Here is a 20,825-nt window from a genome sequence, read left to right on the forward strand (position 1 = left end):
AAGCCCCGGTCGGGATCTCCCGACCGGGGCTTTGGCATGCCGTACAGCAGTGAAGTACAGCAACTACTCCGGATCTTGCTTCCCAAGGTGCTTGCCCAGCTTGCGGAGTGCCCGGCGGGTGGCTTCCGACGGGACGTGCGTGTAGACCTCCATCGTGACCGCGATCTTGCTGTGTCGAAGGATCTGCATCGCGACGCGGGGGTGTACGTCGAGGGCGGCGAGGAGCGAGCCGCACGTGTGCCGAGTGTCGTGGAGGCGGATGCGGCGGACGCCGGCGCGAGCGGAGCGGTCCATGAACCGGCGGTTGAAGTTGCGGGGTTCGATCGGGGTCCCGTAGCGCGTCGTGAACACGAAGTCGAAGCCCGACCACAGCTCGTCGGCCGCCTGCTTGGCCAACTCCCTTTCCTTCTGTCTGCGTTGCAGAGCAGCGATGCAGATCTCCGGAAGCGGCAGCACGGCCGTGGACGCTTCAGTCTTGGTCTCGTCGTGGACCAAGCGCCGGTTGATGCGCTGTAGCTGCATCTGCACGGTGATCTCTCCGGCGTCCAAGTTCACGTTCTCCCAGGTGAGGCCCAGCACCTCACCACGTCGAAAGCCCAGAACCAGGATGAGCACGTAGGCCGCGTACAGCGGGTCATGGGCCGCGCTCGCAGCTTCGAGGAACTGCCGGGCCTCTTCCACGGACCACGGGTTCCGCTTCGTCTTCCGAGCAGACCGGACCTTGACCAAAGCCGCGACGTTCTTCGAAATCAGCTCTTCCGTCATGGCGTTGGTCAGGGCCGACCGCAAGACCGCGCGAGCATCCTGCACCGTGCGCCGAGACGGGATGCGCTCGCAGCAGTCGCCGGCGGCGCAGCAACGCGGCGTATCCCGTTTCGCGTCCAGGCCCTGGGTGCAGCACTGGCACTGTTCGAGGAGGGTGTTCACCCAGTTCCGCACATCTCGCACGGTGAGCTTGTCGAGGCGCTTCGAGCCCAGCCCCGGCGCGATGTAGAGACGGACGTGCATCGCGTACGTCTCTGCCGTCTTGGGCTTCAGATCGGGCTCTACGACTTCCCTGAGCCAGCGCGTGAGGTACTGAGCCACCATCGGTGAGGACGTGGCTACCGGCCCTTGCTTGGCCTCAGCGTGCAGCTTGATCCACTTGTCGTGGACCTCCTCACGGGTCTTCCCGTAGACGTACTTGCGCTTGCGCTTGCCATCGGGGGTGTCGACCCAGACGTACGCGGCGAAGCCGTTCTTGTACGGGTAGATCAAGGCTCGCTGCGCTCGCTCGTCTGGCAGCCGACGGCGCTTGTCGATCATCGCCAACCCGACCACCGCACATCCGCCCAAGCGCATCAACGGCCGCTCCGGCCCGCATGCCACCGCCACCACAATCCGACCTCAGGGATGGAAAAGAGCAACAGCAGCTAAACCCCAACGCCCTCGTTTCAGTGGGCGGTTCGTGAGTCTTTGAGCGGATCTGCTGTCGCCTGATGGTGTGGCGGCAGGGCGGAATCTGCCGGTCCGCGGCTGTTGATCTGGTGGTGTGACCGGGTGAGTGAACGCAAGCCGTACCCGAGTGACTTATCGGACGAGCAATGGTCGTTGATCGAACCGGTGATCACCGCGTGGAAGGCCCGGCACCGCTCGGTCAGCGGCCACCAGGGCAAGTACGCGATGCGGGAGATCGTGAACGCGATCCTCTACCAGGGCCGGACCGGCTGCCAGTGGGCCTATCTCCCGCACGACCTGCCGCAGAAGAGCGCGACGTACTACTACTTCGCCGCCTGGCGGGACGACGGAACCGACCAGGTCATCCACGAACTCCTGCGCTGCCAGGTCCGGGAGAGTGCCCGCCGATGAGAGGACCCGACCCTGGTGGTCCTGGACACCCAGAGTGTCCACGTGGCCGCCGGGGTCCCCGCCTCCACAACCGGCCACGACCCGGCCAAGCGGGTGCCGGGCCGCAAGCGGGGCCTGGCCGTGGACGTCCTCGGCCTGGTCATCGCAGTCGTCGTCCTCGCCGCGAACGCCCACGACAACGCCGCGGGCAGCATCCTGCTGGACCAGGTCGCCGAACACGCCGGCGGAAGTGTCCGCAAGGCCCTGGTCGACCAGGGCTTCAAGAACCAGGTCGTCGCGCACGGCGCCGGCCTGGGGATCGACGTCGAGATCGTCGAACGCGACCCGCAGGTCAAGGGGTTCGTGCCGCAGCCGAAGCGGTGGAGGGTCGAGCAGACCTACGGGATCCTGATACTGCACCGGCGCCTGGTCCGTGACTACGAGCACCGCCCCTCCTCCTCCGCCTCCCGCGTCTACTGGGCGATGACCCACGTCATGACCCGACGCCTCACCGGCGCGAACGCCCCCACCTGGCGCGAGGCGCAGGCGGCGGCAGCGTGAACATCCAGCCCCTGCTCGACGCCCTGGGCCTCCAGGAAGACGCCGCCCGAGCGGTGCGGGTCCAGGGCGGTGGTCAGCCGGTCGAAGGCGCGGTAGACACGGCGGGAGAACGCGAGACGGGCGTGCGTGTCGGCGCCGGTGAGGTCGGGAACATCGAGCCAGGAGCGGGCGGTGGGCCGCAGGTGGTCGGACAGGATCCGGAAGGCGTCGGCGAGGTTCGCGCCGTGGCCAAAGTGCAGTGCCGGCAGCAGGCCCAACAGCACGGTGCGCACCGGGAGCCCGACCGGGCCGGGGCTGCCCTGAAGTTCCTTGTCGATCAGGGGCAGGACGCCGGAGCCGTGCAGCAGTGTGTCGAGCTGGCCGACCTTCGAGTCCGGGATCTCGGGCGGGGCGTCCGTGACCGGACGGGGACGGCAGAGCCGTGCCTTCTCCGTGTTCCGCCAGGCGTCCGGGGTGGTCACGGACCGCTTCCGTGCAGCAGCCGTATTGCGGTGGCTTCGTCGAGCGGGGGCACGTGGTGCGTGGCGGGACAGAGAGGCAGCTGAGGCGAGCCCGGCCGCCTTGGCGATCAGGTCGTGGTCGATGCGGGCGGCCATCAGATCAACGATCCACGTCGCCCGCAGCCGCCCCGCCGACAGGCCCGGCAGGTGGCCGGGCGGACGGTGGACCAGCGGCCAGGAACCGATCAGGTTCTTGGCGTAGGCGGCGGTCCGCCGAGGCCTGAACAGGTAGTTGCCGCCCGCCGCGTTCGCCAGCTCGCCCAGAAGCGGGCCCCAGGCGGCGCGGGCCACCAGCGGGACGACGCGCTCGACCCCCGTGTGCAGCAGGGGCCGTCCCGTCCGAGCCGTCGCAGATGTGTGCCCCGGCTGGCAGCCGCCTCCTTCGGGGTGAGCCCGCAGCCGGCCCCGAGTCCGAGCAGGGCCAGTCCGTCGGTGCGTCCCCTTTTCCCGCCCAGCACATCCAGCGCCACGACGTCCTCAGCGGACTCATCCACGAGTACCGCGACACAGCCTGACGAAGATCACGACAGTCTGGCGAACGCCCAGCTCAACGAATGTGCGGGACTCTTGGCACCAACAGGTGCTGCAGCGGATGCGGCCGGGTCGGCCCCTGCAGGAGGTGGTCGACCCGTTTCCGCTGGGAGGCGCACCATGCGATCGGCTCTTCGGTAGCTGGACGATCCGGTAGCCAGAAGGGCCCGCACCCGTGTGTGCGTGTGCCCGGGACCACAGGACGGGTGGCGTGAGAGCAAGTTCTCAGGTGCGGGGACGTTTCCGTACCCTTGCGGCGTGTCAACCAATGACGATCACCGCCCGAAGGCGGGAAGGCCACGCCGCGCCGATGTCGCGCGCCTGGCCGGGGTCTCGCCCGCGACCGTCTCCTTCGTGCTCAACCGAACGGCTGGGCAGACGATCAGCGACGAGACGCGGCAGCGGGTCCTGCAGGCGGTTGCCGAACTCGACTACCGCCCGAACCGGGCGGCGCAGGGGCTGCGTCGCGGACGCAGTGCGACCATCGGCTTCGTCAGCCACGACGTGGACTTCGGGGTGTTCGCGGCCGCCGCGATCAAGGGGGCGCACGAGGTCTCCATACGCCATGGCAGCCTTCTGCTCCTGGTGAACACGGGCGGCTTGAAGCGCCAGGCGGCGCAACTGGTCGGCGAGCTGCTCGACCGGCAGGCAGACGCCCTGATCTTCGCGGCGGCCAGCACGAGGTCGGTGGTGCTCCCGGAGGAGGCTCTGCGCGTTCCCACGGTTCTCCTGAACTGCTTCACCCTCGGCGACATCGCCCCGGCGATCCTTCCCGACGACGCACGCGGCGGCCGGGAGGCCACCAGGGCGCTGCTCGACCTCGGGCACCGGAACATCGCCTATTTCACCGGCACGGTCACCAGCTGGGCCACCAAGGCCCGGCTGCGCGGCTTCCGCGAGGCGCTGCGTGGAGCCGGGCTCGATCCGCGGGATCACACCGTTCTGCCCGGCAACTACCACGCGGACTCCGGGTACGATCTGGCACGCAGACTGCTGCGGCGCGGCTCCCTGCCGAGCGCGATCATGTGCGGCAACGACCGGATGGCCATGGGCGCCGTACTGGCCCTGCTGGAGGCGGGGGTCCGGGTGCCCGAGGACGTGTCGGTGATGGGGTACGACGACCAGTTCCAGCTCGCGGCGGAGATGCGCCCGGCGCTGAGCACCGTACGGCTGCCCTACGACGCGATGGGCCGTCTGGCCGCCGAGCAGCTGGCAGTGGGCGGGCCCGCGCGGAGCGGGCGTACCTTGGTGCACTGCCCGCTGGTGATGCGTGACTCCACCGCCCGGTGCGCCGGGGTCTGAGCCGGGCCGGGTCCACGGCGTCACTCGTACATCCGTCGATAACCCCCTCGTAACAAGTCCTTGACGCAAGAAACGGGGGGCAGCTACGTTGCGGCCACTAACCCGAATTAGTAGTGCGATGTGGTTGTTGGTACGAGCCGCCTCTCTCCGTCAGGTGGACTCGCCTCAGATGCGCCCCTGATCCGTCGGCTCGCCGACGAAGGAGGAACACATGTCCACACGGAAGCTCATCGGCAGTGCGAGCGCGCTCGGCGCGCTCGCACTGATCGCCACCGGCTGCTCGTCCGGATCCGGCAGCGGCACAGACACGAAGACCGTCACGATCTGGACCCAGATGGACCAGCCGATCATCGACGGCCTCAAGGCCGAACTCGCTCCGCGGGCCAAGGCCGAGGGCATCACCGTCAAGTGGCGCAGGGTCGACAACATCAACCAGCTGATCGTGCAGAAGGTGCAGGCCAACGATGCACCGGACATCGCGCTCCTCCCACAGCCCGGCATCATCAAGGACCTCGCAGCGAAGGGCAAGGTCACTCCGCTGGACGACGTCCTGGACATGCCGGCCCTGGAGAAGAGCATGACGTCGGGAACGCTGGACGTGGCCAAGGCCGACGGCAAGACCTACGGCCTGATGGTCAGCATGAACGTCAAGGGTCTGGTCTTCTACCCGAAGAAGGCGTTCGAGGACGCCGGCTACACCGCTCCGAAGACCCTGGACGAGCTCAACACCCTCACGGAGAAGATCAAGGGCGACGGGAACACGCCCTGGTGCCTGGGCATCGAGTCCGGCGCGGCGACCGGCTGGCCGGTCACCGACTGGATCGAGAATCTGGTCCTGAGATACGGCGGTGTCGACAAGTACAACGAGTGGGTGTCGCACGGCATCAAGTTCGACTCGTCGCTGGTCCGCCAGGCCGCCGCCGAGTTCGAGAGGATCGCCTTCACCGACGGCAACGTGCTCGGCGGCCGCAAGTCCATCGCCAGCAACGCCTTCGGTACTGCGGGCAACCCGATGTTCAAGGACAAGCCGGGCTGCTACATGTACCAGCAGGGCAGCTTCATCACCGGCTTCTTCCCCAAGGACGTCCAGAAGAACCTGGACGCCGAGGTCGGCGTCTTCGGGCTGCCCCCGGCCACGGCGGACGGTGAGAACCCCGTCGAGGGCGGCGGCGACACCGCCTCCATCTACAAGGACAGTCCGGCCGCCCGGAAGGTGATGAACCTGCTCGCGGCCACCGACCTGGGCACCACCGCCGCGACCAACGGCTCGTCCTTCATCTCCCCGCACAAGGACTTCCCGCTCGACACCTACCCGCTGAAGACCACCCAGTCGGTCGCCAAGGTCGCCTACGACTCGACCGGCTTCGCCTTCGACGGCTCCGACCTGATGCCGACCGCCGTCGGCTCCGGCACGTTCTGGAAGGACATGACGTCCTGGATCACGGGCGAGGAGTCGCTGGACAGCGCCCTGAAGAACATCGACGCCAGCTGGCCCGCCGGCTGACCACACGCGGCGGGCCGCCCGGACGCCCTCCCGGCGGCCCGCCGGCCTGACCCGACAACGAAAATCGCGTTCGTGGAAAGGAACCGCCGTGGTCAGCCAAATACTCTCGACGGCGCTCACGGTGCTGGTGGGCGTCGTCGCCGCCCTGGCCGTCTACTGGGCGCTCAACAGACTCGCCGAAGCCCTGCCGGCCCCTTGGGAACACCGGATCAAGCCCTACTTGTACATTGCGCCGGCGGTCGCAGCGATCGGGGTCTATCTCGTCTATCCGACGGTCATCACCGTTGTCGACAGTTTCCGCAGCAGCGACGGTTCGGGCTTCGTCGGGCTGGACAACTTCAGCCGGCTCCTCGGGACACCGGCCTTCCGGCAGACCCTGCTCAACACGCTGCTGTGGATCGCCATCGTCCCGGCCGCCTGCATCGTCGTGGGCCTGCTCGTCGCCGTGCTCACGGACCGGCTGTCCTTCAGGGCCGAGAGGGCGGCCAAGACCATCATCTTCATGCCCATGGCCATCAGCGCCGTGGGGTCGGCGACGGTATGGCGCTTCATGTACGCCGCCCAGCCCGCCGGAACCGGGCAGACCGGTCTGCTGAACGGCATCGTCACCGCCTTCGGCCACGAACCGGTCCCCTGGCTCCAGCAGAGCACCCTGCACGCCAACAGTCTGCTGCTCATGGTCATGCTGCTGTGGGGGCAGGCGGGCTTCTCCATGGTGCTGCTGTCCGCGGCCATCAAGGGTGTCCCCGCGGAGACCCTGGAGGCCGCCCGGCTGGACGGTGCGGGCGAGTCACGGATCTTCTGGCGGATCATTGTTCCGCAGATCCGAGGCACGCTCATCACGGTCTGGATCACCGTGCTCATCACCGTCATGAAGATCTTCGACGTGGTCTATGTGATGACCAACGGGTCCTTCAACACCAATGTCGTCGGCCTGGAGTTCTTCAATCAGCTCTACACGAACTACAACTACGGCTACGCGTCGGCGATCGTCGTCATGCTGCTCGTCGCCATCGTGCCGATCATGATCTACCAGATTCGCCACTTCAGGGCGGAGGAGTCGGCATGACCACCCAGACGACCGGGAAGACCACCCCGACGACGGCACTTCGGCGTGGCCGTCCGATGCGGGCAGGCACCGGCGTGCCCCCCGGACGAAGCCGTGGGCGCAGGCTGCCGGCCAAGCTGGGTGTGCTGCTCATATGCACCCTGTGGATCGTGCCCACCCTCGGGGTGACCATCACATCCTTCCGCGGCGTCGACGACGCCAACTCCAGCGGCTGGTGGACGTTGTTCGCCCACCCCGGCGGATTCACCCACCTGACCTTGGGCAACTACTCCACAGCGATCGAACAGGCGGAACTCGGCTCGGCGTTCCTCAACAGCTTGGCCATCACGCTTCCGGCGGTCTTCATCCCCCTGCTCGTCGCCGCCTTCGCCGCCTACGCCTTCACCTTCATGACGTTCAAGGGACGCGACATCCTCTTCATCGTCATCGTGAGCCTGCTGGTCGTGCCGAACTACGTCGCGTTCGTCCCGATCATCAAGCTCTACGCCTCCGTGCAGCTGAACGGCACCTTCCCGGCCGCCTGGCTCGCCCACATAGGCTTCGGCATGTCACTGGCCGTCTACATCCTGCGCAACTACATGTCGACCCTGCCCAAGGACGTCATCGAGTCCGCCAAGATCGACGGCGCGAGCCACTTCCAGACCTTCTTCCGGCTGATCCTGCCGATGTCCGCCCCCGCGCTGGCCTCCTTCGCGATCTTCCAGTTCCTCTGGGTGTGGAACGACCTCCTGGTCGCCCTGATCTTCGTGGGTCCCGGCGAGAAGCAGCCGATCACCATTGCCGTCAACAACCTGTTGGGGCAGCAGGGCACCGGCTGGGAGCTGGTGACGGCGGGCGGCCTGTTCTCCATGCTCGCCCCGATCCTGATCTTCCTGGTGCTGCAGCGGTACTTCGTACGCGGCCTCACCAGCGGAGCCGTCAAGGGCTGAGCCGTGCGTGGTTCGCGGCCCCGTCCGTGGGGTGCCGGGAGCCACGCAGGGCGCTGCCGCAACCCGTGTCCGCGCCTCCGCACACAACCCCCCACACGCACACCGAACAGTTGGGAACCCGATAACGTGAGCAAGGCACACGACCCCTGGTGGCGTTCCGCCGTGGTCTACCAGGTCTACATACGCAGCTTCGCCGACGGCAGCGGCGACGGAGTCGGCGACCTCGCAGGTCTGCGTTCCCGCCTGCACTACCTGGCCGAACTCGGTGTCGACGCGATCTGGATCAACCCCTGGTACCCCTCCCCACTGGCCGACGGCGGCTACGACGTGTCCGACTACCGCGACGTCCACCCCGCCTACGGCACCCTCGACGAGGCGAAGCAACTGATCACCGAGGCGCACGAGTCCGGCCTGCGCGTGATCCTGGACATCGTCCCCAACCACACCTCCGAGCAGCACCCCTGGTTCCAGCAGGCGCTCACCTCAAGCCCCGGCTCCCCGGAACGGGACCGGTACTTCTTCCGTGACGGCAAGGGGATCGATGGTTCCCAGCCGCCCAACGACTGGCATGCCGCCTTCGGCGGCCCCGCCTGGACCCGCACCGCGGACGGCCAGTGGTACCTGCATCTGTTCGCTCCCGAACAACCGGACCTGAACTGGGACAACCCCGAGGTTCACGCCGAGTTCGAATCGATCCTGCGCTTCTGGTTCGACCTCGGCGTCGACGGCTTCCGCATCGACGTCGCCCACGGCATGGCCAAGGACCCCGCCCTGCCGGACCTCGGGTTGCCGGAGTTCTCCGTCCTGGCCGCGGAAGGCCAGCGGGACCATCCGCACTGGGAACGCGACGGTGTCCACGAGATCTTCCGCAGCTGGCGCGCCATCGCCGACAGCTACCCCGACGCGCGCGTCTTCGTCGCCGAGGCCCACGTCCGTCCCGGGAGCCTCGCCGCCTATCTGCGCCCCGACGAACTGCACACCGCCTTCAACTTCGACTTCCACAAGTGCCCTTGGGAGGCCGACCGGTTGAGAGAGGTCATCGACCGCAGCATCACCGACCTCGCCGCCGTGGGCGCCTGTGCCACCTGGGTTCTGTCCAGCCATGACGAAACCCGCCACCTCACTCGCTACGGCCGCGCCCACACCGGCGTGACCAACCCGATGCGCGACGGGTACCAGCCCTCCGACCTGGCCCTGGGCACCCGTCGCGCCCGCGCGGCCGCCCTGCTCATGCTGGCCCTGCCCGGCGGCGCGTACATCTACCAGGGCGAGGAACTCGGCCTCTACGAGGTCGAAGACCTCCCCGAGGGGGCCCTCCAGGACCCCGTCTGGCAACGTTCCGGCCACACGATCCGGGGCCGCGACGGCTGCCGCGTCCCCTTGCCCTGGAACGGCGACAGTCCGCCCTTCGGCTTCGGCCCTCCGGAATCCGTGCCCTGGCTCCCCCAGCCCGGGGACTGGAAGGCATACACCGCCGAGGCCAACGAGGCCGACCCCACCTCCATGCTCCACCTCTATCGCCGGGCCCTGCGCCTGCGCCGCACCGACCCGCGCCTGAACGGCGGGGAGTTCCGCTGGCTGGACGCTCCGGAGGGCACCCTCCTCTTCGAGCGCGGCAACGGTCTGCTGTGCGCCGTCAACCTCTCCGACACCCCGATCGCCCTCCCCGACGGCTGCACTCCCCTGCTCTCGTCGGGACCGACTGCCGAAGGCGCTCTACTGCCCCCGGACAGCACGGTCTGGCTGCGGCACGGTTGACGGATACGGACAAGCCCTGGTCCGTCCAGGGCGAGTAGGGTCGGGGACTGGTCCGGTGGCGTGTGACCGTTCGGTTTATCTGTTCGAGAACCAGTGTCTGCCGTCGAGGTCGTACTTGTTGATGGGGTATCCAGGGGGTGTTGGACGGCCACGTCGCCGTGGATGTTGGTCAGTTGCAGGACGGTGTCGCCGGTTTCGCCGGTGATGGCGGCGAGGTCGCCCGCGAGGGACTGGACGTTGCGGGTGATGGTGCGGGTGGTGCTGTTCTCCAGGGTCCAGTCGGGACTGTCACCGTCCGCGCCGTAATGGCTGGTCTTGGCGGTGGTCAGCGTCCAGGTGCCGTCAGTTTCCTGGGTTCCGGTGGTCCAGGAGGCCAGGCGGCCTGCCGGGTCGAGGTCCCAGGTGCTGCGTTTGCCGTCGGCGGTTTGGCGGCGCACCAGGTCGTTGGTGTGGAAGCCGATGGCCGTGCCGTCGGAGTGCGTGGTGGTGCGGCCGAAGGCGTCGTAGACGGTGCCGGTGGAGATCAGCCGGTCGGCGCTGTCGTAGGCGTACGACGTGGTCGTGGCGCCGGTGGACGTGCAGGTCTGGCCGGGCTCGGCGGTGGAGGTGGCCACGTCGTACTGGATCCAGGTGTCCGTGGTCGGGCCCGCCAGCGTGTGGGTCGGGTCGATCACCACCGGATAGGTGACATCCGGGTCCGAGAGGAATGTTTCGCTCGGCTTGAGCACCAGCGTCTGGTCGCCGTCGGCCGCCGTCTCCACCGTCGCGCTGACCTTCGCCGTGTGCTCCGGCTCCTGGTACTTGGCGTCCTCCGCGTCTCCCCACATCAGCGGCGGCGGCGCCGCGGCGACCTGCTTGCCCTTGGAGTCCTCCCAGCGCAACCGCTGATCCGACGTCTCCTCAAGAGTCAGGCCTTCGGCCTTGACCGGCAGGCGGAACTCCATCGGCCCGCTCGGCCGCTCCCGCAGCACCACCGAGTGAGAGAAACCTTCCGGAAGTACGGAGACCACCACATCGCCCCCGGGAACCGTATCCGGGTAGGTGGCCGTGTTGCCCTTCAGAACCGGCTTGGGCAGAGCACCGTCCCACGCCACTCCGAAGCTCTTCTCGCCCCGGCTGACCTGCGCCAACGGCGCCGCGCTCCCGCCTGCGGAGAAGGCGATGTCAGCGGCCGCCGCCTTCGGCGCGATCTCGCCGTCCGCCTCGGACAGCGTCACATCCACCGGCCGCCACGTGCCCGCCGCGTCCTTCACCCGGATCGGACCGGTGAAGGACTCCACCGTCACCGTGCCGTCCGGATTCGCCCAACTGGTCGTGGCCTCGGTACGCGCGCCGAGGATCTCGATCCGCCGGTCCTCAAGCCGGGCCATCAGCTGCGCCGATGCTTCGTCATCGGCCTCGGCAGGGCCGAGCCGGGGCTGCGAATCAGCAGTCGTCGTCTGTGACGGCAGCGCCACCGACCGACCGGACGTTGCGACTGTTATCGCGGCCTCGGCGGCCAGCAGCATGGCTAAAGCACCGGCTATCAGTTTCAGAGGGCGTTCAGGGAGGAGGGTCGCGCGTTGGCGACGTTCTCTGATCGGGGACAGGCTCGCCCTGTCTCTCAGAGGGGAGCAGAGATCTTCCCATTCCGGACTCCGCCTCTCCTGATCACCCGATCAGGAGAGGCGGAAAACATCCAGGGAGAAAAGATCAAATAGAGGTGTAGAAGCTCACGCGTCGGGCAATTCATCGAGGAGCCTGCGATGTGATATTGGTCATAGTATCTTCATTTTCGTGGCGCTCTATTTCGGTGAGTGGTAATCAATTCGGCTTGCGGTGAAGGGGTTTACCCAAGCAAGCATCGTCCTCGGGGCTGAGCACGCCGCATGCTCCGGGAGAGGGCCTCTGGGAGACCGGGCTGCCCGGTGGCGGGCCCGGGTGACTTGAACAAGGCAAACCTCCGCCATGGGCACAGCGACCGGTGGCCTGGGCGGAGTCGCCTCCGGCAACGGCCGAGCCGGGAACATCACGACGATCACCGGCAGTCCTGGCGCAGTAGGCCGACCGACCCGCACCGGTCGACAGCCGGCAACATCTCGCCCGCGGCCGCTATCCCGCTCGGCCGGATACAGACCGGACCCACCGCAATCGCCCCGGGCGCTCCTCATTGGAGCGCTCACCGCCGGCCGGGTGCGCCAGGCCGCACCGCCCTTGACCCACCCGCCAAGCCAACCCGCACGATGAGGAACGACATGCCCGAACGACGCGTCGGCATCGCTTGCCCGCCCGTTCCCGTCGGTCAGGTGTCTCGCCGGGTCTTCGGGCTGGAGCGGCCCAATCCCTGTCACCTTCAAGGCGCGACCGCCGGCGGCGTCCACCCCGCTTCTTCGCGTGTGACGCAGGACATATAAGGATTCTGTGAGTGCGGGTGCAACCTTCCACGGGTTTGCTGAGTCGCATCTGTGGAATCAACGGCCACATCCGCGGCCCCACAACGCGACGGCCACTCACCCCTTCGTACGAGGTGCACATGAAGCTTCGCCGCGCCATGGCCGTCGCAGCCGCCACGGCCGTCATAGCCCCGCTGGCCCTGCTGTCGGCTCCGGCAGCGTTCGCCACCGACACCCCGGGGACCACGGAGAACTCCTCCACCGGTACCTCCGGCGACACCGGTGACGCGGCCGGGACGGGAGACACGACCGGCACCGGAGGTGACTCGCCGGACAAGGACACGGACGCCGCCTCCGGCGACCAGGACACGTCGACCGATGACCAGGACGCCGCCACGGACGATGAGACGGCGGCCTCCGACGACGAGGCGTCCGCGTCGGACGACCAGGACACCTCGACCGAGGACGACACCACGTCCGGTGAGGACGACACCACGTCGACCGAGGACGGGGACCCGTCCTCCGAGGACGACACCAAGCCGTCGGACGACGAGGGCGACGACGACGATGGCACCGGCCCCTCGGACGACGAGCCGTGGAACCCCTACGAGGACTGCGAGACCTTCGACCTGGACGACAAGCTCACGGCCTCCATCTCCGGGCTGCCGAACCAGATCGTCGCGGGCTCCGGCTGGCACGAGTTCGATTTCGTGATCAGGAACGACTCGGACAAGGACCTGAAGAAGGTCTGGGTCCAGGCCTTCACGGAGTACGGGGACGACACCAACGACGACAGCTCGCTCCTCTTCGACCTCGCCGAGCTCCAGTACAAGCTGGACGGCAAATGGACCGGCGACTACCAGGAAGGCTTCGAGGACGAGGACGGCAAGATCGCCTTCACGGGTACGTTCGTCGCCGTCCTGGACTCCCTGGAGAAGAACTCCACCGCCACCCTGGACCTCCGCGTGCGGGTGGACGAGGAGGCTCCGGCGGGTTCGTCGTTCGCGCTGAGCCAGGCCGTGTACGCGGGTGAGGAGTCCGCCTGCTACGGCAACGGCGACTTCTACGAGTTCACCGTGCTCGCCGCCGGCGACGAGCCGGGCGACGACGTCGAGGACGCCGAACCGAACGGCGAGAAGCCCGACGTCACCGAGGGCGTGAAGCCGCAGGGCGGCGCCAAGGAGATCACCGGCAACCTCGCCGAGACCGGCTCCAGCTCCGCGCTTCCCATGATCGGGATCGCCGGCGGCGTGGCCGTCGCCGCCGGTGCCGGCGCGATGTTCGTCGTACGCCGCAAGAAGGCCGGGGCCCAGGCGTAGGGCGAGAGCGGTTCCGTACGGGACACGGAAGAGGGGCCCGCGCCCGCAGGAGGGCGCAGGCCCCTCTTCTATGGCATGCGGCTTCGCCGAGGCCATAGGCGGCACGCTCAGTGGATCGGGTTCTGGCGCGGCTGCACCGCCACCTTGCCAGCCCTTCACGGGGAACGATCTTCCGACGCACGGGAAACGATCTCCAACGGGGGTGCTCCGCCACACATCAGCCCCACTCGTGAACACCCCACGCACGACTGTTCTTGAGTTAGCTCAGGTTCAGTTGACGAGATCCCGGCGATCATGATGATCGCGCGGGATCTTCGTCGTTTCCGGGGTCTGTTCGATGGTGTTCGGGGTGATGGACGTCGGTGGTCCACGGCTTTGGTGGTGTCGCTGTCCGGTCGCGTCTTCTTGAGCGCATGACGGCCAGCCCCATGGAGTCGGGGCTGGCCGTGGTCGTGTGTGGTTCTTCTGGTTCAGATGTCTGTGGTGTGTGGCGGTGGCCGTGCGGTCTGTGTCGTCGGTTCCGCCTCTGGCCGAGCCGGTGGCTGGGGGACGGTGTCGGCGTAGTCGGCGTCGGTGAGGTGGGTGCCGGTGCGCTGGTAGAGCCAGGTTTCGAGGATGTCGAGGTTCCCGGCGGTGACCATGAGGGCGACGAGGAGAGTCTGGGCGACCTGGCCTCGTGCCGCACGGTGTTTCGGGTTGCCGATGTAGAGTTCGTCGCTCTTGAGGCGTCCGTGGATCCCCTCGTTGTGGGACCGGATGGGTTTGTAGACGGCGATCCAGTCGTCGGACAAGTAGTGGCTGTCCTGCCGGAACTTGGCGGTCCTGAGGTCGCCGGAGGCGTCTGCGGGCACGGTGATGCCGGATTTGCCGCAGACGGCGGGCAGTTCGTCCGCTGGCGGGTGGGTGAGCCATTCGTTCTGGGGCAGTTGGATGGTCGGCCGGGCTGCCGGATGGGCTGCGCGTCTGCGACTGTCGGTAAAATCGATCACCGCAGTGGGCGGGCCCGGAATACGGGGTGCGCGGGGGCGGAGTCGGTCACGGCGGGCGCAGTTCACCGACGGGGATGGTCCAGCGGCCGGGCACTGCAGGCGGATGGCGCCGCGGGCGTCGGGACCTTGTTTGGTTTTGAGAAAGTACGGTCCCCGAGCGGCGATGTACTCGGTGAGCTGCTGGTTGTCCCGGATCTCGCGTACGGCTTTGTCGTCCAGGCCCTGGGTGGCATGGGCCAGTGTGGTGGGTGTGCAGGGGCAGGCGAGGGAGCCGTCGATGAGCAGGGCGCCCTGCCAGCTGCCCTGCTCGCCACGGTCGTTGACCTTGTAGTCCAGGGCGAGGCGGTAGCCGAGGCGGCGTACGGGGATCTGGAAGTTCTCGGGAGCGCATCCGGTGTATGCGCGGTCGGCCGCGCAGGTGCCCACCGGCAAGCTGAGCGGGGCGAGTTCCTCCAGGGCGAGGACGGCGTTGCGGCCGGTGCGGACGGTGGGGGTGTCCAGGATCAGGCCGACGCACATCTGGGGGTAGGCGGTCGGCTTGCCTGCGGGCTTGCCGGGGCGGCGGCGATGGGCAGCGACGGCGAACGTGGCGCTGTAGCCGAAGGTGCCTTCGTCGGAGCCCCCGCTGAAGTGCCAGCCCGCGGTGATCTCCACCGAGGCGGTCTGGGACCGTTCGCTGGCGTGGCGGGCCTACGACGCCGCCGACCACGTCACCAAGGTGACCTATCCGGCCGCGGGCGGTCTCGCTGCGGAGACGGTGACCACCACCTACGACACCTATGGCCGACCGGACCGCTTGACCAGCACCCTCGGCACGGCCGTCTACATCGACGACACCGCCTACGACTCCTACGACCGCCTCACCGGGCGCACCTACGGCGCCGATTTCGACGGCAACGGCATCAACGCCCAACGCACCTACAGCTACGACGACAGCAACGGCACCCGCCGGCTCACCTCCATCGCGACGACCACCAACGTCAACGAACTGATCACCGAGAAGCAGAAGGACACCTACACCTACGACCTGGCCGGCCGGATCACCGAACTGCGTGAGGAGGCCACCGGCCAGACCGCCCAGTCGCAGTGCTTCCGCTACGACGACCAGAGCCGCCTGACCCGCGCCTTCACCCACACCACGGCTGGCATCTGCGCGAACACAGCACAGACCACCACCAACAACCAGGGCACTGCCCCTTACCAGACCGCCTACACCTACGACCGCATGGGCAACCTGCAGTCGGTCACCGACACCGACTCCGCCGGCACCGCCGCCCTGCGCGACTACCTCTACCCCGGCTACGACGACGCCGGCACCTGGACCACCGCCAACGCCAACTGGCCCCACGGCGTCCGCAAGATCCTCCACAAGACCGGCAGCACCACCACCCGCACGGACACCGTCACCTACGACGACGACGGCACGATGCTCAAGCGCATCGAACAGCCCGCCACCGGCACGGCAACGACCGTCGAGTACACCTGGACCAAACTGGCCCAACTGGCCACGGTCAAGACCACCAAGGCCAGCGGCAGCGAACTGACCCGCTACGCCTACGACGCCGACGGCAACCTCCTCGTCCGCACCACCCCCAGCGAAACCATCGCCTCACTCGCTGGCACCGAACTGCGCACCGACGGCACCAACGTCACCGCGACACGCCACTACACCAGCGGCACCGCCACCGTCGCCATGCGCACCACCGAAGGCACCACCGCCACCAACGGCAAACTCACCTACCTGATGGGCGACACCCAGGCCTCCACCCAGATCGCCGTCGACGCCACCACCGGCACCTCCACCCGCCGCCGCTACACCCCCTTCGGCGACGAACGCAGCGGCACCCTGCCCACCGGCACCGACAACGGCTTCCTCGGCAAGACCGAAGACACCAGCACCGGACTGTCCCTGCTCGGCGCCCGCGCCTACGACCCCAACCTGGGCCGGTTCCTGAGCCCGGACCCGCTCAGCAGCCCGTACAAACCGCAGAACCTCTCCTCCTACAGCTACTCCTACAACAACCCGGTCAACCTTATGGACCCGACCGGCCTGGAGAACTGCTACCCGTTCGACTGCGCCGGAGAAGTGACCGACTTCGACGAACCCAAGCCCCCCACCGATCCGCCGGTGGTCACGGACCTGGGAGACGGGACGGCGCCGAGCGCTCCGACGGACCTGGTCAACAACTACCTGGGAGACGACCAGGACGCACCGACCGTCGGGCAGATGCAGGCCGCCGGAACCTACATGCCGCACGTCAGCCCCGAGCTGAACTACGAACTCTACTTCCGCGAGCGCTGCGGTAGAGACGGCATGGGCACCGACATGACGTGCGCGAACTTCCGCAAGCACTACGACAACTGGGCGCACGTCAAGAGCATCGACGCGGACTCCTGCCCGATATGCGGGAACATAGGATTCCTCGCCATCGTCGAGTACGCACTCGGACGCGGCGGCAAACTCGGAAGGCCATGCCCGCCGAACAGCTTCCTCCCTGAAGCCGGTGTCCGTATGGCCGACGGGTCCGTCAAGGAAATCGGTGACATCGAGGTCGGGGACAAAGTCCTCGCCACCGACCCGGAAACAGGGAAGACCGAAGCCCGCACCGTACTCGCCACCATCATCACCATGGAAGACAAAGACTTCACCGGCCTCACGGTGAAGACCAGCGACGGCGACGCAGAGATCATCGCAACCGACCACCACCCGTTCTGGTCACCCTCCGCTGACACATGGATCGACGCAGGGGACATCGAGCAAGGCATGACCCTGCGCACAGACACCGGAACCACCGTGACGGTGAACGCGGTCCGGTCATTCCAAGATCAGGCGGAAACCCGCAACCTCACGGTCGACGGCATCCACACGTACTATGTGCTGGCGGGGGCGACTCCGATCCTGGTGCACAACATTACTCAGGTTGAACTCGTAGTGTCTGCCCGAGTGATCACCAAGGTTCGATGATCAGGCCGGTCCCGGCGAGGCAGCCGTCGATCAGGTGGGGTCTGAACTGGATCTTCTTCAGCTTGCGTTTGACGATGCGGACGAGGCCGCTGAGGTCGGTGGCGACGAAGTTGGCGATGGCGCGTTTGAGGAGTGACCACACGCCTTCGGCGGGGTTCAACTCCGGTGCGTAGGACGGCATCTGGAAGATCCGTAACCAGTCCGCGTGTTCCTCGGCGAAGGCGGCGAGTTCCTTGGCGAGGTGGACGTTGAGGTTGTCTCAGCACCACACCAGTGGGGCGCCCAGCTGCTGGTGGGCGGCGATGATCAGGTCGCGGTACTCGTGCCAGGCGAACGTCTTCGGCTCGCCCCTGCGGCCGTGGTAGACGTGCAGCCGGTAGAAGAAGTGCGGGCGGTTTCCTGGCCGGTAGCAGACGGCGCCGGCGATGTTGACCCGGCCGTTTCCCCGACCTCGCACCCGCACCACCGGACGTGCTCCGCGCGGTGCCCAGGTGCGGCCTTTCGGCGGCCTCAGCCCCTGGCCCGCTTCGTCCTCGAAGCAGATGTAGGCGCCCAGGTCCGCCGCTGTCCTTTTAACCGCGGCCACACCTCGTCCTTCCACATCTCGATGGCCGCCTCGTCGCGCTCGATCGCGTGGCGCACCGGGACCTGGCAGGACCAGCCGTGCCGTTTCAGCAGTTTGGCCACCCCCTGGATCGTGTAGCCCTTGTGGAACAACCTGCCGATCAGCGTCTTGATCCGGCCCAGCGTCCACCGCTGGTCATCGGTGAAGCCGTGGGCCAGCGGCCCACGCTTCAGCTCCGCCTCCAGCCGGTCCCACTCCCGCACCGACAGCCGCTCCCGCGACACCGGCCCCTTCGACTCCAGCGCCGCGCCCCCGCCCTCGCGCCACACCTTGCGCCACCGCCGCACCGTCCGCTCCGTGACCCGCAGATCGGCCGCGATCACCCTGGCCTCATCACCGCGCTCGAACCGCTCGGCCGCCTCCAGCCTCAGCTGTTCCCGCTTCTCCTGCTCGGCGGGCGTATAGCCGCCCCTCTGTGCGTACCGCATGATCCCGTCGTACCGCAGGGATCATGAACCGTCACGACCCCGCAGGCTCTACGAGTTCAACCTGAGTAGTTGCCCTCCAGGAATTCTGGATCAGACCTTCCAGTCGGCCAGAACCCCAGCAAAGCTTGAACATGTAATCGACCCGGAGAAGCATGGATTCTCTGACCTGGTCGGGCGTTCTGGCGGCCGCGAGCAAGCTATGCGGCGAATCGTGGACAGCCTTGGTGACGTAGATGACTGGCCGCAATCTGGGAGATTCAAGGTTGATCGTGTCATCGATGGTGAAAACGTAACAATCCGAGGGGCTGTGGTTAATGGGGTGCCAAGAATTGGGGCGGCGTTTATCCCCGAGAAGTTCCCAGGATCGTAACGGGCGAGATTTTAGATGAGTTGGAGTGTGCGCGATGCCTATCCCTGTTGAGTCTCGCCCGCTGAATTCAGCGGAACGGGCAGTCGTGGAGTCCTTGCTGGCGGCTGATTTTCCAGGTTCCGCAGAACTCCGCCAGCAGCTGGATAAAGTTGAGGTAGTGGCTCAATGGGGGGATGGATCTGTGAGTGCCGATTTTAAGGTATCTGGAGATTTCCCCATCGCTCCTATTCCCTCAGGAGTCGCACCGGTGGAAGCTGTGGTAGTTGACGACTCCGGTGAACTCGTCGGCGAAATCCTTCTTTGGGTTCGGGCTGGCGTGCTATCCGGGCTCGAATATGCCTGGTACGATGATGAATCACCTTCTTCTCTTCCTGGAGTGAACAGAATTATCGTCTCCAAGTAGCTTTTGGCAGTAGCCTTGATTCTTCAGGGGGTACGAGATGGGCGTGCGCTGAACTGCAGCGGCGAGTCACCTGGCACGGGTAGAAGGTGAGCGCGGTGGCGTCGTAGGCGTCCACCGTTGAGGTGCTCGGGCCGGGGTTGGGCCTCTCGGCGACGATCGCGCACGTATGCGGGAGATCGAGCAGGGCATGGGGTCGAATACCGAGCGCTGTTTCCTCGCACTCGGGGCACCGACTTCATGTGGGGCCGGTGGGGAACGATCTTCGAGGGCGTGGGGAACGATCTTCAAGGCCTTTTGTCAGTGCAGCTCATCAGCACTCGTGAACACCCCACGCACAGATCAGAGCCCCAGTGGTGAAAACCACTGGGGCTCTGACGTGTTGTCAGGACAGGGCGTCGGCGGTCGGTGCCGGCTGTGCGATGGCGTCGAAGTACGGCCAGCCGTTCACCTCGACCGTGTGGGCGTCCGGGTGGAGGGCCAGGTTCGGGGCGGCGGCGTCCAGGAGGCGGCGGACCGTGCCGGGCTCGTGGAGGTTGAGGTACGTGTGGTCCGAGAGGTGGACCAGGGCGCCGGAGTCGAAGTAGCAGTTCGAGACGGCACGGTTCCGCTCCGGGCTGAAGAGCAGGACCAGACGGCGCCCCCGGGGGCCGTCGGGGTACAGCGACAGCTTCAGGTGGCAGTGGTCGTAGGCGACGCGGGAGCGTTGACGGACGGTCCAGTGCCAGGTGGTGTCGTCCACGACGAGACGGCGAAGGCGGGTGTTCTTCCTCACGGGCGCACCGTAGGGGCCCGACACCCCGATGGGCGCCGGGATTTACGGGCCCGGCGTCAGGGGTGGAGTGGCTTGGCGAAGCAGAGGCTCAGTTCGTGGAAGCGGTAGTGGCCGAACTTCGCGCAGGGCTCGTAACCGCTGGAGGTGTAGAGGGTCACGGCCTCGGGCTGCTTGGAGCCGGTCTCCAGGACCATGCGGGTGCGGCCGCCGGCACGGGCGTCGGCCTCCAGTTCGCCCAGGATGCGGCGGGCCAGACCCAGGCCCCGGGCGCCGGGGGTGACGTACATCCGCTTGATCTCGGCGTCCCCGTCCTGGTACCCCTCGTCATTGGTGTCCTGGGCGCGCCAGCCGCCCGTGGCGACGGGGCTGTCGTGCTCGTCGTAGGCGATCAGGTACAGCCCGGCCGGGGGGACGAAGTGCGCCGGGTCCATGGGGGTGGCGTCGCCCTCGTCGCCGTAGCGGACGCTGTACTCGGCCTGGACCTCGTCGTTGAGCTTGACGGCGTCGGGGTGGTCGAAAGGGACCCGGCGGATAATCATGTCAAGCATCGTACATCTATGCATGCGCATGCTCCATATCTGGACCTTGTCCAAGGTGCGGG

The 20,825-nt window shown here is 67.2% G+C and carries 15 protein-coding genes and 2 pseudogenes; 9 read left to right on the forward strand and 8 right to left on the reverse strand.

The window, feature by feature from the left end; genetic code table 11:
- Nucleotides 1-63 precede the first annotated feature (63 nt).
- Entirely contained in the window at nt 64-1,305 is a 1,242-nt protein-coding gene (xerC, locus tag P8T65_RS27205; protein ID WP_316731745.1) for a tyrosine-type recombinase/integrase, read from the reverse strand.
- 234 nt (nt 1,306-1,539) lie between these two features.
- On the opposite strand from xerC, the pseudogene P8T65_RS27210 reads away from it, so the two are divergent.
- A pseudogene (locus P8T65_RS27210) lies at nt 1,540-2,388 on the forward strand (IS5 family transposase).
- Here P8T65_RS27210 and P8T65_RS27215 read toward each other — a convergent pair.
- The gene (locus tag P8T65_RS27215; RefSeq protein WP_316727849.1) at nt 2,301-3,179 is read right to left on the reverse strand and encodes a hypothetical protein; all 879 of its coding nucleotides are present in this window, start codon (nt 3,177-3,179) and stop codon (nt 2,301-2,303) included. The pseudogene P8T65_RS27210 and the gene P8T65_RS27215 sit on opposite strands and share 88 nt — an antisense overlap.
- A 498-nt stretch (nt 3,180-3,677) precedes the next feature.
- Here P8T65_RS27215 and P8T65_RS27220 point away from each other — a divergent pair, with 498 nt between their 5' ends.
- The 6 genes from P8T65_RS27220 (at nt 3,678) to P8T65_RS27245 (ending at nt 13,672) form a co-directional block, all read left to right on the forward strand.
- Nucleotides 3,678-4,721 (forward strand): LacI family DNA-binding transcriptional regulator, encoded by a 1,044-nt coding sequence (locus P8T65_RS27220; protein ID WP_316727850.1) that lies wholly within the window; start codon nt 3,678-3,680, stop codon nt 4,719-4,721.
- A 211-nt stretch (nt 4,722-4,932) separates the two neighbouring features.
- On the forward strand, nt 4,933-6,225 hold the full coding sequence (locus P8T65_RS27225; RefSeq protein WP_316727851.1) for an ABC transporter substrate-binding protein: 1,293 nt from the start codon (nt 4,933-4,935) through the stop codon (nt 6,223-6,225).
- A gap of 88 nt (nt 6,226-6,313) precedes the next feature.
- On the forward strand, nt 6,314-7,294 hold the full coding sequence (locus P8T65_RS27230; protein WP_316727852.1) for a sugar ABC transporter permease: 981 nt from the start codon (nt 6,314-6,316) through the stop codon (nt 7,292-7,294).
- Nucleotides 7,291-8,223 (forward strand): carbohydrate ABC transporter permease, encoded by a 933-nt coding sequence (locus tag P8T65_RS27235; RefSeq protein WP_316727853.1) that lies wholly within the window; start codon nt 7,291-7,293, stop codon nt 8,221-8,223. Before P8T65_RS27230 ends, P8T65_RS27235 begins: the two co-directional genes overlap by 4 nt.
- Before the next feature lie 126 nt (nt 8,224-8,349).
- Nucleotides 8,350-9,981 carry a glycoside hydrolase family 13 protein gene (locus tag P8T65_RS27240; RefSeq protein WP_316727854.1) on the forward strand — a complete coding sequence of 544 codons (1,632 nt, stop codon included), beginning with the start codon at nt 8,350-8,352 and terminating at the stop codon, nt 9,979-9,981.
- 2,512 nt (nt 9,982-12,493) lie between these two features.
- Entirely contained in the window at nt 12,494-13,672 is a 1,179-nt protein-coding gene (locus P8T65_RS27245) for an LAETG motif-containing sortase-dependent surface protein (protein ID WP_316727855.1), read from the forward strand.
- Between the two features lie 470 nt (nt 13,673-14,142).
- Here the strand turns inward: P8T65_RS27245 and P8T65_RS27250 are convergent, their stop codons facing one another.
- A complete protein-coding gene (locus P8T65_RS27250; RefSeq protein ID WP_316727856.1) occupies nt 14,143-15,315 on the reverse strand; it encodes a hypothetical protein in 1,173 nt (390 codons plus the stop codon).
- Between P8T65_RS27250 and P8T65_RS27255 the strand changes: the two genes are divergently transcribed.
- Nucleotides 15,305-17,626 carry a polymorphic toxin-type HINT domain-containing protein gene (locus P8T65_RS27255; protein WP_316727857.1) on the forward strand — a complete coding sequence of 774 codons (2,322 nt, stop codon included), beginning with the start codon at nt 15,305-15,307 and terminating at the stop codon, nt 17,624-17,626. The two genes, P8T65_RS27250 and P8T65_RS27255, sit on opposite strands and share 11 nt — an antisense overlap.
- Here P8T65_RS27255 and P8T65_RS27260 read toward each other — a convergent pair.
- The 3 genes and pseudogenes from P8T65_RS27260 to P8T65_RS27270 all read right to left on the reverse strand — a co-directional run.
- Nucleotides 17,610-17,825, reverse strand: a pseudogene (locus tag P8T65_RS27260) (transposase); the annotation flags it as partial. The gene P8T65_RS27255 and the pseudogene P8T65_RS27260 overlap by 17 nt on opposite strands.
- A gap of 60 nt (nt 17,826-17,885) precedes the next feature.
- Nucleotides 17,886-18,083, reverse strand: a complete 198-nt coding sequence (locus P8T65_RS27265) for a hypothetical protein (protein ID WP_316727858.1) — start codon at nt 18,081-18,083, stop codon at nt 17,886-17,888.
- Between the two features lie 53 nt (nt 18,084-18,136).
- Complete coding sequence (locus P8T65_RS27270) at nt 18,137-18,679, reverse strand: winged helix-turn-helix domain-containing protein (RefSeq protein ID WP_316725431.1); 543 nt, start codon at nt 18,677-18,679, stop codon at nt 18,137-18,139.
- Nucleotides 18,680-19,134: 455 nt separating this feature from the next.
- Here P8T65_RS27270 and P8T65_RS27275 point away from each other — a divergent pair, with 455 nt between their 5' ends.
- A complete protein-coding gene (locus P8T65_RS27275; RefSeq protein ID WP_316727859.1) occupies nt 19,135-19,452 on the forward strand; it encodes a hypothetical protein in 318 nt (105 codons plus the stop codon).
- Nucleotides 19,453-19,834: 382 nt separating this feature from the next.
- Here the strand turns inward: P8T65_RS27275 and P8T65_RS27280 are convergent, their stop codons facing one another.
- Both P8T65_RS27280 and P8T65_RS27285 read right to left on the reverse strand, forming a co-directional pair.
- Nucleotides 19,835-20,224 carry a hypothetical protein gene (locus P8T65_RS27280; protein ID WP_316727860.1) on the reverse strand — a complete coding sequence of 130 codons (390 nt, stop codon included), beginning with the start codon at nt 20,222-20,224 and terminating at the stop codon, nt 19,835-19,837.
- 56 nt (nt 20,225-20,280) lie between these two features.
- Nucleotides 20,281-20,763, reverse strand: a complete 483-nt coding sequence (locus P8T65_RS27285) for a GNAT family N-acetyltransferase (RefSeq protein ID WP_316731746.1) — start codon at nt 20,761-20,763, stop codon at nt 20,281-20,283.
- Nucleotides 20,764-20,825 lie beyond the last annotated feature (62 nt).

This window comes from Streptomyces sp. 11x1, assembly GCF_032598905.1.
GTDB lineage: Bacteria > Actinomycetota > Actinomycetes > Streptomycetales > Streptomycetaceae > Streptomyces.